Raw genomic sequence first — 15847 nt, forward strand, 5'->3', positions numbered from 1 at the left:
GCTAATCCTCCGACCGGAGGGCGTCGATCTCGCTGCCACTCGGCTGAGAGTTATTGCGCGAACGCACCCACGCCTCGATGATGTTCACGGCCTCGTCCACCGGGACACCGTTGACCTGGGAGCCGTCAAGGAAGCGGAAGCTCACCGCACCCGCCTCGACGTCCCGGCCGCCGGCGAGCAGCATGAAGGGCACCTTGGCGGTGGTGTGGTTACGGATCTTCTTCTGCATCCGGTCGTCGGAAGTATCGACGTCGGCGCGGATGCCGCGTTCCCGGAGCTTTTCGGCCACCTGCTCAAGGTGCGCCGAGAACTCATCAGCCACCGGAATGCCCATGACCTGATGCGGGGCAAGCCATGCGGGGAACGCGCCCGCGTAGTGCTCCAGGAGCACGCCGAAGAAGCGCTCGATAGAGCCGAAGAGCGCGCGGTGAATCATGATCGGGCGCTTCTTGGTTCCGTCGGAGGCGGTGTACTCCAGGCCGAAGCGCTCCGGCAGGTTGAAGTCCAGCTGCACCGTGGACATCTGCCAGGTGCGCCCGATGGCGTCGCGGGCCTGCACGGAGATCTTCGGGCCGTAGAACGCCGCACCCGCCGGGTCCGGCACCAGTTCCAGACCGGACTTCTCGGCCACCTTCTGCAGCACGGCAGTGGACCGCTCCCACACTGCGTCGTCACCGATGTACTTCTCGGGATCCTTGGTGGACAGCTCCAGGTAGAAGTCCTCCAGGCCGTAGTCCTTGAGCAGCGAGAGGATGAACTGCAGCACCTTCGTCAGCTCGTCCTCCATCTGCTCCTCGGTGCAGTAGATATGGGCGTCGTCCTGCGTGAAACCGCGAGCGCGGGTCAGGCCGTGGACCACGCCGGACTTCTCGTAACGGTAGACGGTGCCGAACTCAAACAGCCGCAGCGGCAGCTCGCGGTACGAGCGACCCCGGGAGGCGAAAATGAGGTTGTGCATGGGGCAGTTCATCGGCTTGGCGTAGTAGTCCTGCGCCTGCTTGGTGACGTTGCCCTCCTCGTCGGTTTCGCCGTCGAGCTGCATCGGCGGGAACATGCCGTCGGCGTACCAGTCCAGGTGACCGGACTTCTTGAACAGCTCTCCCTTGGTGATGTGCGGAGTGTTGACGAAGGAATACCCGGCGGCCAAGTGCCGGCGACGGGAGTGCTCCTCCATCTCCAGGCGGATAATGCCGCCGGCGGGGTGGAACACCGGGAAGCCGGAGCCGATCTCATCCGGGAAGCTGAACAGGTCCAGTTCCTGGCCCAGGCGCCGGTGGTCCCGCTTCTCCGCCTCGGCGAGCAGGTGCTGGTAGTCGTCGAGCTTCTCCTTCGACTCCCAGGCCGTGCCGTAGATGCGCTGCAGGCCGGCGTTACGCTGATCGCCACGCCAGTAAGCGGCCGAAGACTTCGTCAATGCGAACGCCGGAATGTAGCGCGTGGTGGGTACGTGCGGGCCACGGCACAGGTCGTGCCACTCGGTGTCTCCGCTACGCGGGTTGACGTTGGCGTAGTAGGTCAGCTCCCCGGAGCCGATCTCCGTGGCCTCGTCGGAATCGGGGTCCACATTCGACTTGTCGGCCACGAGCTCAAGCTTGAATGGCTCGGCGGCGAGGTCCTCGGCGGCCGCCTCCGTGGATTCGTAGACGCCGCGGACGAACTTCTGACCGGACTTGATGATCTTCTTCATCGCCTTCTCCAGGCGCTTGAGATCCTCCGGGGTGAAGGGCTCGGCCACCTGGAAATCGTAGTAGAAGCCGTTGTCGATAGCCGGACCGATGCCGAGCTTCGTGCCCGGGAACTCCAGCTGCACGGCCTGGGCCAGGACGTGGGCGCACGAGTGCCTGATGACGCTGCGGCCCTCCTCCGTCGAGGCGGGAACCGGAGTAAATTCCGCGTCGGTCTCGGGGACGAACGACAGGTCCTTTAACTGGCCCTCAGTGTCCTTGACGCACACGATGGCATCCGGGCCCTTGTTCGGCAGCTCACGCTCCCGCATGGCCTGCCCCACGGGCGTGCCGGCCGGGACGGCGAAGGCGGAGAGATCAAGCTCGACAGTGGTCATAGGTGGTACGCGCTCCTTCTTGCGCTCTGGCGGGTACACGGCATACCTGGCCGCGACGCCGCGTGGAAGACGATGCCTGAGCACAAAGCATAACGCCCGGCCCGCCACCACGATAACGGGACCCGCATCACTGCGCCGCGTCAGCGGAGCATCATGGCGCACCTAGCGCAGCATTAGGCCTTCTCGATGAGGCGCTGCGCCCAATACTCGTCGGCATCCTCGCCTGCGCCGGTTCCCGGCGGCACCCAGTAGACACCGGAGCCAATATGCGTCACCCAGGTGTTGAGCAGGTCGGCCTCGTCGAGCCGGGCTTGGATCGCCGAAAACTGGGCTGCGGAATCCTGCTGGTAGCAAATAAACACCAGGCCCGTGTTTGACAGCTCCTCCGGGCGTGACGCCACCGGGGCCAGGTTGTAGTTGTAGGCGCGGCGTAGCAGGCGCTGCTCCGGGTGGCCGTCCACCGGCATGGCACGGGCGACGTGGCTATTGCGGTCAATGACGGGCAGGCCGAAACCATCCCGGGCGTTAAGGTCCACGTCGTCGAACTCCGTCCCACCGGTCAGTGGCGAGCCGTCAGCCAGGCGCCTGCCCATAGCGTTTTCTCTCGACGACCGGTCCAATTCCTCCCACGTGTCCACGTTCATGTGGATGCGACGCACCACCATGACGCTGCTGCCGCGCAGCCAATCGTCGCCCTCGGGGATAAAGACCTGCTCCGCAAGCTCCTCCGGGGTTCGGGGGTTCTTCGAGCCGTCGAGTTGGCCGAAGAAGTTCCTCGGCGTCGAGGACTCCCCCGATGCCCCCTTGGCATGCAAGAAGCCCTGCTGAAGGTATTCGACGGTGACGTAGGTCGGTGAGATCCGCACCAGGTGGCGCAAGGCGTAGGCGGCGGTCATGGGGTTATCGCTGCAGATCTGCAGCACCGCATCCATCTGGCCCCACTGGGGGTCCAACTGGTCGCGGCTGAAGGCCGGAACGTCGGCGAGGCCAGCCGGCCGTAGCGTCGGCTTTCCAATGACCTCGAAAAATCTGGGCCCGAGACCGCACGTGACGGTGAGGTTGGCGGGCTTGTCGGTCAGCTCCGGTTCCAAGGAACTCGGTGGCACTTCGCCGCGGCACAGCGCTCGGGCGTCCTGCGTCCACATGCGTAGTAGCCGACGCGCCCCCTCCCGATCGACGCCCTCAGTGAAGCGGAAGCCCGCCAGGATGAGATTCGCCTGCGCCGGGGTGGCAATCCCCGCCTGGTGCGGGCCGTCGAACTCCACCGTTTGTGACTCCAGGAAGCGATTCGGATCCTCCGCGACGGCTGCCACCTGCTCCTTCGCGGCTTGTGGTGCACACGCGGCGGCAGCACCGGCGACGACGACGCCTCCGGCCGCAACCCCACCCGCGGTGAGAAAGTCGCGGCGTGAGACATCGTGGGCGTTCATGGGAAAATCCTTACCTTCCTGGAGTTTCTTCGGGATTACCTAGTTGTGGTTAGCGTGGTCGTGCCCGGCATGGTCATGGCCGGCAAGCTCACCGTCGGCGCCGTAGCTCTCCCCACCGGCGGGCATGGCGCGGACCGGGGCGGGCTCAAGCTCCACCATAGAGCCGTCAGCCAGCTCGAGAGTGACCACGACCTCCGCGCCCGCGGGGACCTCACCGGCGAAGTCCATAATCATGAAGTGGTCGCCACCGGCGGCCAGCTCGAAGGACTCTCCCGGTGCGAGCGTGATGGGGGTAGGACGCATCTGCATCTGCCCGTTGACCACCTCGTGGATCTCGTAGCGAGCTTGCCCAAGATCGGTGCTGAAGCCGGTGATGACGACCTCGGCGTCGGTGTTGTTGGTCAGGGTGCCAAAGATGGCGGTCATGTTCGAGTCAGCAGCCTTCTCACGCACGACGGAATCCGTGAACGAGATAGCGGTATCAGCGGCGGGCTCGGTGGTGGCGCTCGACGTAGCCTCCGACGACGGTGCGGCGGCAGTGGTGGAAACCTCGGCGGATTCCTTCGTCTTGGAGGAGGGGTTCTCCAGCTGCGGGCTGCACGCGGTGATAGCAAGTGCGGATGCCGCAGCGACGGCGATGAACAGGGATCGCTTCATGGGGTTAACCTCATGTCTTTCGTTAGTCGGGCTCAATGAACGTTGGGGGTCACCTTCTGGTGGGGCTTAGCTCGACGCGGTGCGACGCCGCTTCTTAACGACCAACCCCACCACGCCGACGGCCGCGAGGACTGCCACGCCTACCGCTACCGTACTCGCGGGAAACGCAGACGGGGACGTGTTCTCTTCCTGTCCGGCGGCCTCGCTATCCGCTTGGCCGTCGGTGGGGCTTGCGGTTTCCCCGCCGGGCGCGGCCTCCGCGTCGCCGACGGGGGCGGCCTCCGCGTCGCCGACGCTAAAGGTCGTCATCCCCCGAGTGGCGTGACCGTCCGAGGACGTGATCTGGAAACCGATGCGATACTGCCCGTCACCCGGATCAAAGCCGTCGGGAAGTGACACCGTCAGCTCCCGGCCATTGATCTCTGGTTCGCCGGTGAACAGTACCTCGTTGGTGTCGACGTTCGACAGGGCGAAAGTGTTGAAGCCTTCGAGGGGCTCGGCGGAGAACTCCAAGGTGAGTTGTTCCGGGAACTCCTCAAGGTGCGCCTCGTGGGCGGGGTTGCCGCCAATGACCACGTCGTGGGCCTGGGCTACATCCCCGGCGCCGACCGCCAACCCCGCCATCACGCCGAGGACAACGGCGACACTGCGAGGAGTGCGTCGAATAACAGTCCCGAAGTGCTGCATGAAAGGTGATCTCCTTGGCTGGTCGGACACGTCATTGATGGAAACAACCGGACCACACCCCGACGGCTAACGCGTCGCCACGTTCCGCGCGGGTGTTCCGGCTTACTCAATAGTCGCAAACATCACGAGGAAAGTTCCCATCCGGGTTCACCGATAGCCCCCGGACGCGGTGAGAAGCCCGCTCGGGCGTCCGCCTGGCAGCGCGTGTGCCCGTTGTTGTGTTCCTGGGAGACGGTTGCCGGGACACGACAAACCCCCACGTCCCGGGAAACCGGGGGTGGGGGTAATTGAGCGGATGACGAGATTCGAACTCGCGACCCTCACCTTGGCAAGGTGATGCGCTACCAACTGCGCTACATCCGCATCGGGTGACTAGCACCCTGTGCGCGATACTGGGATTGAACCAGTGACCTCTTCCGTGTCAGGGAAGCGCTCTCCCGCTGAGCTAAACGCGCAGGACTGTACACAACGTACATGGAGGTGGAAACGGGAATCGAACCCGTGTGCACGGTTTTGCAGACCGTTGCCTCACCACTCGGCCATTCCACCGCGGCGAATGTTTCCGCCTCGTTAAGGCACCGCCAACTTCCCTTTCTAGGGACCGGCGAAACCGGAGCGGATGACGAGATTCGAACTCGCGACCCTCACCTTGGCAAGGTGATGCGCTACCAACTGCGCTACATCCGCATCGGGTGACTAGCACCCTGTGCGCGATACTGGGATTGAACCAGTGACCTCTTCCGTGTCAGGGAAGCGCTCTCCCGCTGAGCTAAACGCGCTTGTTCATTCCAACCAGGCCCGGTGAAATGAGAGCGGATGACGAGATTCGAACTCGCGACCCTCACCTTGGCAAGGTGATGCGCTACCAACTGCGCTACATCCGCACTGCACGTGAGTAACGCTTGGCGTTGCTCGGTGCGTGAAGAAACATTAGCGCGCCACCTCCAGGGGGTGCAAATCCCGTGGTCGGCGGACGATCGGCGCCAACCCCGCATCCCCGACCTCAGCATCCGACCTCACTCCAGCCAAGTGACTGCCGCAACTTAGGGCCACCGCCCACAGTCACGGCCCGCCTGTACCCAGAACTCACCCGTACTGTCACCAACCGCCGCCACACCCCTGCGCGGCAGACTCGCACCCATTCACAACGGCCTAGGCACCATGCTCCACCCCGACCGCACAGGGGCGGCCTACCTGGCAATTAGGTATCGCCAGAAGGCGCGTGCTAGATTGTGTTCCGCACCGCAACGAATGTTGTGCGACGTACGGTCCCATGGCTCAGTGGAAGAGCGTTCCGTTCACACCGGAAAGGTCGCTGGTTCGATCCCAGCTGGGACCACCAATTAAAGGCGCTGGCGACAGCGCCTTTTTTCATTTTCTGGCCGTGCGTTTACGGCAGACGCCGGGATCTCCTGGGGCAGCCCTCTCGGTCGCCATCGTCCCCCTAGCTCCAAAAGAATGACTTTTCCCGCAATTCGCGGTATACGCGAGCGACCTAGTCATGGTGACGGATGCCCGTAGTCCGGGAATAATGAGTAATCTTCATCACAGTAGTTCCCCCGTGTCAGCGCCTGAGCCAACCCTATTCAACGACTCCACGTCGCGGTTGAGGAAGAAGGCTGGCGCGTGGTCTGGATCGGGCGCATGGCGGTAGCGGTCCACCGCCCCCATCGACCACACGGCCCACGATGAGCAGTCTCCGTACCGTTGCCGGTTCGCCTCATCACAATCGAGGGCTTCGCCCGGGTTCTAGAGATCCACGGCGTCGAGTGTGTGGTCCAGCTCTATCTCCCCTACCGGCCTCGGCCCCGTGCGGGTAACGATCTTGTAGCCCGCCCACAACGCGATGGCAATGGGGAGTCCAATATAGGCAACGAGCACCCCGTACCAGCTCAATTCTCCCGCCAGGATGAGGTTGAGCCCTTGTCCTAGGATGACCCCCACAAAGACGATGAGAGCAAACCAGGTGCCAAAGGGATAGAGCTTCGCCCGGTAGCTCAACTCCTCCACGCGGCGCCCTTGCGCCCGAAGCGCGCGGCGGAACCGCACGTGCGCTATGCACACGCCAAGCCACACGATGAAGCCGGTGAGACCCGTCGCGTTATAAAACCAGGAGTACGCGACGGAGTCGCCGACCAGGGAGGACAAAAACCCCAACAGGGAGATCGAGACAGTAACAATCAACCCGCGGACAGGCACCCCGTTGCGCGATGTCCGCCCGAATGCCCGGGGCGCCTTGCCGCTGGCCGCCATGGAGTACAGCAAACGCGAACCTACGTACAAGGTGGAGTTTCCGGCAGAAAGCAACGACGTCAATACCACCGCGTTCATCACCGCGGCGGCGGCCGCCAGGCCGGTGCGTTCGAAAACAAGGGTGAAGGGGCTAGCCGCGATATTGGACTCCGAGGCCGTCAGCAGGTTCGGATCGGTGTAGGGAATAAGAGTGGACACAACGACGATGGCGCCGACGTAGAACAGCAGGATGCGCCAGAACACGGAGTTGATGGCCCGCGGCATGGTGCGTCGTGGATCCTCGGCCTCACCCGCTGCTACTGCCGCGGACTCCACGCCGATGAAGGAGAATCCTGCCACCATGAACACTCCCACTGTTCCGGTGACCCCGCCGACGAAGGGCGCGTCACCCGCCGTCCACTGCGACCAGCCGGCGGTATGCCCGGATACGATGCCGGCGATCATGGCCATCCCCACGATAAGGAAGACGATGATGGTCACCACCTTGATGGACGCAAACCAGAATTCACCCTCCCCGTACACCCTCGCCGAGAACAAGTTCAGCGAGAGGATGATGGTGATAAACGCCAGCGACCACACCCAGGACGGCGACTCCGGGAACCAGAATTTCATCACGATAGAGGAAGCGACAAGCTCCACCGCGATGGTCATGGCGCAGGAGTACCAGTAGGTCCAACCGACGACGAATCCGAGAGCCGGCTCCACGTATTCGCCCGTGTAGGTTTCGAAAGCGCCGGCGACAGGCCGATGGGTGACCATTTCGCCGAGGGCGGACATCATAAAGAAGATGGCCGCGCCGATGATGAGGTAGGACAGGACTGCGCCTCCTGGCCCGGCCGAGCTGATCGACGTCCCGGTGCCGACGAAGAGTCCCGTGCCGATGGCCCCGCCTACCGCGATGAGGTTGACGTGCCGTCGCTTCAGGGTGCGCCGAAGAAAATTATCGGAGGTTTTATCGGTAGGATTGGCACTCACGTCGGTTTCCACCTCTCAAGGTTCGCATAAACCAACACTAGACTGCATAATCTGCAAAACCAATACCTGGAAGGAATCTGCCATGAGTACCGAAGCTCACCACGCCCTCATCCGCCGCCCGAGCCCACTGCTTGCCGACGGCATCGTCACCCATATCGACCGCTCCCCGGTGGACCTCGAACTCGCCCATCAGCAGTGGTCCAACTACGTTGCCGCGCTACACGATGCCGGCTGGACGACCACCGAAGTTACCCCGGCTGACGACTGCCCCGATTCGGTTTTCATCGAAGACGCCGTCGTCGTCTACGACGACATCGCGGTCATTACTCGTCCGGGCGCAGACTCCCGTAAGCCAGAAACGCCCGGCGCTGAGGACGCCGTCCGTGCCCTCGGCTACGACGTCCGTCGCATCACCACCCCCGGTACCCTCGACGGCGGCGACGTGCTGAAGTTCGGCGGCACCGTGTGGGTCGGCATCGGTGGCCGCACGAACGAGGAGGGCGTGCGACAGCTCGGTGAGATTCTTGCAGAGAAGGGCGCGACGACGGTCGGCGTACCCCTGACCAAGGTGCTTCACCTCAAGACCGCCGTGACGGCTTTGCCCGACGGCACCGTCATTGGCTACGAACCGCTCGTCGATGACGTTAGCGTGTGGGAGAAGTTCCTCGCCGTGCCGGAAGAGTCCGGCGCCCACGTTGTGTTGTTGGGCGGCAACCGCCTGCTCATGGCCGCCGACGCCCCGCGCACCGCCGCCTTGTTCCGGCAGCAGGGATACGACGTTGTGGAGGTGGACATCTCTGAGTTTGAAAAGCTCGAGGGGTGCGTCACCTGCCTGTCTGTGCGGCTGCGTGGCATGCCTTCGGCTGTCTAACACGCAGAGTATCGGCGCACTCGCCGGAACCCATCAGTCCCCTGTCGGCGCCCCGGTTAAGGTTTAGCCTGCTTGAGTCGAGAGGGTTAAAGTCTATGAGGTGCCAACAAACTCTTCCTCCGAAGCGGTGCTGAGCTCCGCCGAACGCAATCGCGTGCTGTGGGTCATTCTGACGGGTGTCTTCATGGCACTAGTGGCGGTGTCCATCGTCAACGTCGCCATGCCGTCTATCCAAACCAGTCTGGGGGCGAGTTCAAGCGGTATCCAGTGGGTGCTCTCGGGCTTTGCGCTCACCTTCGGCGTCGTCCTCGTCGCCGCCGGGCGCGCCGGGGACATGCTCGGCCGCGGCGGCATCTATCTACTCGGGTTGACGATCTATACACTCTCCTCGATCGGCGCCGGCCTCGCGCCGAGTGTTGAAGTCCTCAACATCTGCCGACTCATCATGGGCGTCGGCGCCGGCCTGTTCAACCCGCAGGGTATGGGCATGATTCAGCAGTATTTCACGGGCCCAGAGCGCGGCCGGGCGTTCGGTATCTTCGGCGCTGTAGTGGGACTGGCCGTGGCCGTGGGTCCGGTCTTCGGGGGCCTACTCATCTCCTTAGGTGGCGCAGATCTGGGCTGGCGGCTGACCATGCTGGTCAACGTCCCCTTCGGCATCATCGCCATCGTTCTTGGGCTGAAGTGGTTTCCGCGCCCGCTACTCAGTCCGCTGCGGGACTCCGCCGGCATCCCCGTTGGTGCCGTCGCGACCGCGAAGGCCTTGGATCCCTTCGGCGCCCTCCTGCTGGGATTGGTGGTACTGGGGCTGATGTTCCCCTTCGTGCAGCATCAGTCCGCCTGGTCATGGGGTCTCATTCCGGTTGCCCTCGTCCTCCTCGCCGGGTGGGTCGCGTGGGAGAAACACGCCAGCCAAGCGACGACGGACACCACCCCGATGGTGGATCTGGCTATCTTTAAGACCCCGTCCTTCCGAAATGGTACGACGATGGCCGCCGTGTGGTTCATGGGGGCTACGAGCATCTGGGTAATCGTCGCAGCCTACTTCCAGTTGGGGGAAGGCTATTCCGCCCTCGTCGCCGGCTCCGTCGGCTTGCCCGGTGCGCTGCTCAGTGCGGCGTCATCTTATGCTGCCGGGCGCGCCGTCAGTCACTACGGACGCTGGGTGGTCATTGGCGGAATCGTCGTCACCATGGCGGGCTTGGCGTCAACCTTGCTGCTGATTGTCCTCGATGCGCACCCTCTGTGGCTCATTGCGACGCTGACGCTCCTCGGCGCTGGTCAAGGATCGGTCATCTCTCCAAATCAATCGCTGACCCTCCAAGATGTCCCACTGTCCTATGCGGGGGCGGCAGGTGCGGTGCTCCAAACCGGGCAACGCATCGGAACCTCGGTGGGTATTGCGATGATTACAGGCCTCGTTTTCTTCCTCGCTGAGAACGCCGACTGGGACACCGCGGCGGTCGGTGGATTCGCCGCCATCCTGGGTGTCCTTTTCGTCGGCCTCATTATTGCATTTGTTGATGCCCGCTCCCCCGGACGTGCGCCGACGCCATCCCGCGCGTAGTCCGCACTGCTGCCTCGGTCCCGGTCGGGGTTGAAGGAATGTTCGCCCCTGATGGTGGCGTTGAAGTGAGCACGCCCGCCCCGGCGACCCCGCCGAGGCCTATCTTCGACCTTGCTCACCGACCGTGAAAGGTATGACCTCTTGACTAGTTTCTCCATGATTCCCGACTCCGAGTGGCGCAAGCGCCTCAACGCCGCCGAGTATCACGTGCTTCGCGAGGGCGGCACGGAGCCTCCCGGAGTGGGCGAGTACACCAACACCACCACGGAAGGCGTGTACTCCTGCCGAGCCTGTGGAGCGGAGCTGTTCCGTTCGTCCGAGAAATTCTCCTCGCACTGCGGTTGGCCGTCCTTCTTCTCCCCCGCGGACAGCGACGCCGTGATCGAACGCACCGACACGTCTCTGGGAATGGTACGCACTGAGATACTGTGTGCCTCCTGCCACTCCCATCTCGGGCACGTTTTTGCCGGCGAGGGCTACGATACGCCCACCGACCTGCGCTATTGCATCAACTCCATCTGCCTGACGCTCACCCCTGCGGGGGAGGCAAGCTCCCCGCAGGAGATATAGGTTCCCCCGCGGGAGAGGGGGATGCCCAGGCATAGGAAAGGCGCCTCCGCCGCAGCGGGAAGCGCCTTTAGCGAACGGTTCGTGCGCTACGGAAGCATGGTGATGATCTCACCGATGTCGGAGACCCGACGGCCGCTGAAGAAGGGGATCTCCTCGCGGACGTGCAGGCGGGCCTCCGTGTAACGCATGGCGTGCATGAGGTCCACGATCCGCTCAAGCGAGGGGGCCTCGAAGGCCAGGAGCCACTCGTAGTCGCCGAGGGCGAAGGACTCGACGGTGTTGGCGCGCACATCCGGGTAGTCCCGGCCGGTTCGGCCGTGCTCGACGAGGATGCGCCGACGCTCCTGCGGGTCCATGATGTACCAGTCGTAGGAGCGGACGAAGGGGTAGACCGTGATCCAGTCCTGCGCCGGCTCCCCCATGACAAAGCTCGGTAGGTGGGACTTGTTGAACTCGGCCGGACGGTGCAGGCCGTTACCGATCCAGAAGACCTCAAGGCACTGCCCCAGCACCGTCTCCCGGCGCAGCCCGGCGAGGGCGGACTGAAGATCGGAGAAGTTCTCGGCGTGCCACCAGATCATGACGTCGGCTTCGGCTCGCAGGCCTGTGATGTCGTAGATCCCGCGGACGGTGACGACGCCGGCGTCGTCGAGCTGCTGGAAGTAGGCCTTCGCCTCGTCGATGATTTGGGTGCGCTCGCTGCCCAAAGCTCCCGGAATGGCACGCAGCGTCACCCATTGGGTGTAGCGCTGCATGTCGTTGAGGGCGGCGAAGTCGACCTTGGACATAGGGATCCTTTCGTAGAAAGCTCATCTCGGCAGTGGCCTTCAACCTTAAGTTGGCGGCAACCAATGGTGTTAACCCTAATCACTTTCCGGCGCGCCTCCACCGTCGACGTCTCCTACGAAAGTAGCGTTGGCGGACGTGAGCACCCCCGAAGCCCCCCTAGCGGCCGACACCGGCCAGCAGATGACACCCGCCGTGTTTGCTCGCGCTGTGGAGAGTATGCACGCCGCGCGCCTGCGCGACGAGCTCACTCTTGGCACGATCCGGCCCCCGCAGCGCTTGGCCCCGTTTAGCCATGCGATCGGCATCGAGGTCAGCCATGGCATCGACGTCGACGTCGACGCGGTCCCCGAAGTGTCCGAAGGCGACACCTTCGGCCGCCTCATCCTCCTGCACGATCCCAATGCGGACGACAGTTGGGAAGGCTCCATGCGACTGGTGGCCTACATCCAGTCGGACATGGATGGCGAAGTGGCGTCGGACCCGCTGCTTCCGGAGGTCGCGTGGCAGTGGTTGACGGAGAATCTTGCCGGCTCGGGGGCCGAGTACACCAGTCTCGGGGGCACGGTGACGTCGACGTCGTCGGTTCGATTTGGGGAGATCGGCGGGCCGCCGCGCGCTTACCAGGTCGAGATGCGTGCTAGCTGGACCGCGGGTAGCGAGTCGCTCACCGCCCATGTGGAGGCCTTCGCGGCGGTGGTGGCGGCGCTGGCCGGGCTGCCGCCGAGTGGTGTGTCCACCCTGCCGGCCCGCTAGGAGCGCCTTCACTATGGCTGACAGCGGTGCTCTGACCGCCCCGCCCACCCCCGCCACGTTTGCTGCTGATCCCGGCGCCTTCCGTCTGGTGGCCCGTCGCCTCGCCGACGGCCGCGGCCCCATCGCCATCGACACCGAACGGGCCTCCGGGATCCGCTACGACGACCGCGCTTTCCTCGTGCAATTCCACCGACGCGGCGCCGGCACCGTCCTCGTCGCCCCGGAAGGATACCGGGATGAAGTACGCGACATAATCTCGCCGGTAGTCAACGACTGCGACTGGGTGCTGCACGCAGCCGTGTCGGACTTGCCGGCTCTGTCCATGCTGGGCATGCGCCCTACCCGACTGTTCGATACCGAAGTCGCCGCCCGGCTGCTGTCCTTCGAACGCGCCAATTTGGCGGCCGTCACCAGAGATACCCTCGGCATCACGCTGGCCAAGGGACACGGGGCTGAGGACTGGTCACGGCGGCCTTTACCTCAGACGTGGCTCGATTACGCCGCCTTAGACGTCGAGTTCCTCCTCGACACAGCGGAGGTCATGGTGGAGATGGCGGAACAGCGGGGTCTTCTTCACTTCATAGAGCAAGAGTGCGACGCCATCGCCGCCGCCGATGCCCCGCGCGCCCGCACGTGGCGAGATCTCAAGGGCGTGAGCAAGCTGCGCACCGCCGAGCAACGGGCCGTCGCCCGGCACCTCTGGCAGGTTCGTGATCGCATCGCGAAGAAAAAAGACCAGGCCGTCACCAGAATCTTGCCAACGGCGCTGCTTATCGAACTGGCGTCTACCCTGCCCTCCCATCCCCGCGAGCTCGGCGATATGGCCGTCCGTGGGCACTTGCGCCGCCCCAAGGGCGACCGCTGGATTCACGAGGTCGCCCGCGCCCGGCGGAGCGATCCGCGTCAGTGGCCGGAACCGGCGCCCCGAAGTGACGCCGCGCCGACCGGGTCAACCTGGCGGCGCGTCGACGAGGATTCGTGGCTTCGCCTGCAAGAAGTGCGGGAACGGCTCCACCTCCAGGCCACGGCCACGGGCGTGCCCGATGATGCTCTTCTGTCGCCGCGGCTCACTCGCCAAATCGTGTGGGAGGTGTGCACCCTGGGTTCGGCGCGCTCTGCTCAGGGTATCGACGACCGGTTGACGCAGCTCGGGGCTCGGGCCTGGCAGCGCGAGTTATGCACCCCGGTGATCGCCGGCGCGCTGGGTTTGCTGTACTAGCCACACCGCGACCGGTTGCTGGTGTGGGTTAAAGCTGCTCCACCCACGGCCTAATCGATGCTGCCATCCCCTCTCCGTCGAGGCCCAGACTGCGCAGCAGCGCGCCGCGGGAGGCGTGCTTCGGGAAGTGCTGCGGAAATCCGAGCCGCTTCACAGGGGTGGTGATGTTGTCCGCGTCGAAGGCCTCCGCCACCGCGGAGCCAATACCGCCCCGGATGATGCCGTCCTCAGCAACGACGACGAGGTCGTGGTCCCGGCCAAGGTCCTTGATCGACTCAGCAACGGGGAACACCCATCGGGGGTCCACCACAGTCACCCTGGCCACGTCCTTGAGCCGCTCCGCGGCGTCGAGACAACGACGGGCGAAAGCGCCGACAGCCACGAGCAGCACCGTCGGGCGCTCGTCACCGTCGTCGATACCCGCGGGTGCCTCGTCGCGGGAAAGGATATCCACGCCGTCCGCGGTGCGTTCGAGCTGCTGCGGTTCGCTCGGGAGATCGCCCTTGGGGAAACGGACCACGGTGGGGCCATCGTCGATGGCGATGGCCTCCGCGAATAACTCACTCAGCCTGGCGCCGTCGCGGGGTGCGGCGATGCGCATGCCAGGGACGATCGAGGTGATGGCCATGTCCCACACACCGTTGTGGCTGGCACCGTCGGAGCCCGTCACACCCGCTCGATCCAATACGAGGGTGACCGGCAGGTGCAGCAGGCCGACGTCCATGAGCAGCTGGTCGAAGCCGCGGTTGAGGAATGTGGAATACAACGCCACCACCGGATGTGCTCCGCCGAGTGCCAGCCCGGCCGCCGACGTCACGGCGTGGGCTTCGGCGATTCCCACGTCGAAGAAGCGCGTTGGGTAGCGGTCGGCGAAGGGCTGCAAACCGGTGGGCCCGGCCATAGCGGCTGTGATAGCCACCAGGTCCTTGCGCTGGGCTCCCGCAGCTAGCAACTCTTCGGAGAACAGAGCGGTCCAGCCGGGCTCGGTCTGCTTCGTTGGGGCGCCGGTGATCGGGTCGATCGCGGGCGTGGAGTGCATCTGATCCGCGACGTTGGTCACCGCCGGGGTGAAGCCATGGCCCTTCTCGGTGACCACGTGGACAAGGATCGGGCCGGTATAGGTGCGGGCGTAGCGGAGGGCCTCGTCGAGGGCCTTAAGATCATGACCGTTGACCGGGCCAATGTACTTGATCCCCAGATCAGCGAACATCTCCGTGGGCAGGATCTGTGACTTCACACCCGTTTTGAACGCCGAGATCGCCTCAAATGCTCGCTTGCCGACCCAGCCCATCTGCTCCAGGCGCTTCTTGCCCTGCGACATGAGCTCGTTGTAGCCGTGCTGCATCCGGATCCGGGAGAGGTTCTTAGCCATGCCACCGATAGTCGGCGAGTAGCTACGGCCGTTATCGTTGACCACGATCACGACGTTGCGATCACTCTCGGCGATGTTGTTGAGCGCCTCCCAACACATCCCCCCGGTCAAGGCGCCGTCACCCACCACGGCGACGACGTTGTTGGTGGTGTTGCCGGCCAGCGCAAACCCCTTGGCTAATCCATCGGCGTAGCTCAACGCGGCTGACGCGTGCGAGGACTCCGTCCAATCGTGCTCCGACTCCTCCCGACTGGTGTACCCCGACAGTCCGCCCTCCTGGCGAAGCGTGGAAAACCCTGCGGCCCGGCCGGTGAGGATCTTGTGCACGTAGGACTGGTGTGACGTATCAAAGATGATCGGATCCGCTGGGGAATCGAACACCCGGTGCAGGGCCATCGTCAGTTCCACCACGCCAAGGTTTGGCCCGAGGTGCCCGCCCGTAGCTGCCACCTTGGTGACGATGAACTCACGGATCTCAGCGGCCAATGTGTCCAGATCATCGGCCCCCAGCGCCTTGAGGTCCGCGGGAGACGTCACTTTGTCGAGAATGCTCATAGCCAGCGGTCGAGCTCCTTGCCATGTCCAGGGCTACCCCAGTAGTCAAACAACCACGCTCCCAACCGGGTGCGTATTAGACACATG

The 15847-nt window shown here is 64.2% G+C and carries 12 protein-coding genes and 7 tRNA genes; 6 read left to right on the top strand and 13 right to left on the bottom strand.

Annotated elements, in window-relative coordinates; translation table 11 throughout:
• Position 1 precedes the first annotated feature (1 nt).
• From thrS to CUTER_RS06185, 10 genes are all read right to left on the bottom strand, one after another.
• The gene (gene thrS, locus CUTER_RS06140; protein WP_047259696.1) at positions 2–2062 is read right to left on the bottom strand and encodes a threonine--tRNA ligase; all 2061 of its coding nucleotides are present in this window, start codon (positions 2060–2062) and stop codon (positions 2–4) included.
• A 173-nt stretch (positions 2063–2235) separates the two neighbouring features.
• Entirely contained in the window at positions 2236–3492 is a 1257-nt protein-coding gene (locus CUTER_RS06145) for a Dyp-type peroxidase (RefSeq protein WP_047259697.1), read from the bottom strand.
• 39 nt (positions 3493–3531) lie between these two features.
• Positions 3532–4149 carry a copper chaperone PCu(A)C gene (locus tag CUTER_RS06150; RefSeq protein WP_047259698.1) on the bottom strand — a complete coding sequence of 206 codons (618 nt, stop codon included), beginning with the start codon at positions 4147–4149 and terminating at the stop codon, positions 3532–3534.
• Between the two features lie 66 nt (positions 4150–4215).
• Positions 4216–4836 carry a copper resistance CopC family protein gene (locus CUTER_RS06155; protein WP_047259699.1) on the bottom strand — a complete coding sequence of 207 codons (621 nt, stop codon included), beginning with the start codon at positions 4834–4836 and terminating at the stop codon, positions 4216–4218.
• Between the two features lie 290 nt (positions 4837–5126).
• Positions 5127–5199 (bottom strand) — tRNA-Gly (locus CUTER_RS06160).
• Positions 5200–5219: 20 nt separating this feature from the next.
• Positions 5220–5291, bottom strand: a tRNA-Val gene (locus tag CUTER_RS06165).
• A 20-nt stretch (positions 5292–5311) separates the two neighbouring features.
• A tRNA-Cys gene (locus tag CUTER_RS06170) sits at positions 5312–5385 on the bottom strand.
• Positions 5386–5450: 65 nt separating this feature from the next.
• Positions 5451–5523: transfer RNA gene (locus CUTER_RS06175), tRNA-Gly, on the bottom strand.
• Between the two features lie 20 nt (positions 5524–5543).
• A tRNA-Val gene (locus CUTER_RS06180) sits at positions 5544–5615 on the bottom strand.
• A 32-nt stretch (positions 5616–5647) separates the two neighbouring features.
• A tRNA-Gly gene (locus CUTER_RS06185) sits at positions 5648–5720 on the bottom strand.
• A gap of 383 nt (positions 5721–6103) precedes the next feature.
• Here CUTER_RS06185 and CUTER_RS06190 point away from each other — a divergent pair.
• Positions 6104–6178, top strand: a tRNA-Val gene (locus CUTER_RS06190).
• A 407-nt stretch (positions 6179–6585) separates the two neighbouring features.
• Here the strand turns inward: CUTER_RS06190 and CUTER_RS06195 are convergent.
• Complete coding sequence (locus CUTER_RS06195; RefSeq protein ID WP_201775028.1) at positions 6586–8064, bottom strand: amino acid permease; 1479 nt, start codon at positions 8062–8064, stop codon at positions 6586–6588.
• Between the two features lie 82 nt (positions 8065–8146).
• Between CUTER_RS06195 and ddaH the strand changes: the two genes are divergently transcribed.
• From ddaH to msrB, 3 genes are all read left to right on the top strand, one after another.
• On the top strand, positions 8147–8935 hold the full coding sequence (gene ddaH, locus CUTER_RS06200) for a dimethylargininase (RefSeq protein WP_047259701.1): 789 nt from the start codon (positions 8147–8149) through the stop codon (positions 8933–8935).
• Positions 8936–9035: 100 nt separating this feature from the next.
• Positions 9036–10502 carry an MFS transporter gene (locus CUTER_RS06205; RefSeq protein ID WP_047259702.1) on the top strand — a complete coding sequence of 489 codons (1467 nt, stop codon included), beginning with the start codon at positions 9036–9038 and terminating at the stop codon, positions 10500–10502.
• Positions 10503–10643: 141 nt separating this feature from the next.
• Positions 10644–11072, top strand: coding sequence for a peptide-methionine (R)-S-oxide reductase MsrB (msrB, locus tag CUTER_RS06210; RefSeq protein WP_047259703.1), 429 nt, complete (start codon positions 10644–10646; stop codon positions 11070–11072).
• Between the two features lie 86 nt (positions 11073–11158).
• Here the strand turns inward: msrB and hemQ are convergent, their stop codons facing one another.
• Positions 11159–11860 carry a hydrogen peroxide-dependent heme synthase gene (gene hemQ / locus CUTER_RS06215; protein ID WP_047259704.1) on the bottom strand — a complete coding sequence of 234 codons (702 nt, stop codon included), beginning with the start codon at positions 11858–11860 and terminating at the stop codon, positions 11159–11161.
• Between the two features lie 181 nt (positions 11861–12041).
• Here hemQ and CUTER_RS06220 point away from each other — a divergent pair, with 181 nt between their 5' ends.
• Positions 12042–12614: a DUF3000 domain-containing protein gene (locus CUTER_RS06220; protein ID WP_047260644.1), complete on the top strand. Its 573-nt coding sequence runs from the start codon at positions 12042–12044 to the stop codon at positions 12612–12614.
• A gap of 13 nt (positions 12615–12627) precedes the next feature.
• Entirely contained in the window at positions 12628–13833 is a 1206-nt protein-coding gene (locus CUTER_RS06225) for an HRDC domain-containing protein (protein ID WP_047259705.1), read from the top strand.
• 28 nt (positions 13834–13861) lie between these two features.
• Here the strand turns inward: CUTER_RS06225 and dxs are convergent, their stop codons facing one another.
• Positions 13862–15760 (bottom strand): 1-deoxy-D-xylulose-5-phosphate synthase, encoded by a 1899-nt coding sequence (gene dxs / locus CUTER_RS06230; protein ID WP_047259706.1) that lies wholly within the window; start codon positions 15758–15760, stop codon positions 13862–13864.
• Between the last annotated feature and the right edge of the window lie 87 nt (positions 15761–15847).

The sequence above is a fragment of the Corynebacterium uterequi genome, from assembly GCF_001021065.1.
Taxonomy (GTDB): domain Bacteria; phylum Actinomycetota; class Actinomycetes; order Mycobacteriales; family Mycobacteriaceae; genus Corynebacterium; species Corynebacterium uterequi.